General features: G+C 61.3%; 1 pseudogene. It reads left to right on the forward strand.

The features are described from left to right. Positions 1-271, forward strand: a pseudogene (locus tag SB771_RS34580) (DNA ligase); the annotation flags it as partial.

A 271-nucleotide genomic window follows, 5' to 3' on the forward strand; every position in this document is an offset into this window, starting at 1 on the left:
CTCCAGACACGCGCGCGCACGTCGGCACCGGCCCGCGTTCGTGCCGCTATTCGGGAACATCCCGCGCGGCTCTATGTGTTCGACATGCTCGCCGAAGACGACCGTGACATACGGCAGTTACCCATGATCGAGCGCAAGCAGATATTGCGCGACAGCTTCGAGAACCCCGCCGTGCTCGTCTACGTGAATGGCATAGAAGAGGCGGGTGACTGGGTGTTTGAGCAGGTGCAAGCGCACGACTTCGAAGGGATGCTCGGCAAGCGACTTGATG

Source organism: Burkholderia sp. SIMBA_051 (assembly GCF_046534915.1).
Classification (GTDB): domain Bacteria; phylum Pseudomonadota; class Gammaproteobacteria; order Burkholderiales; family Burkholderiaceae; genus Burkholderia; species Burkholderia ambifaria.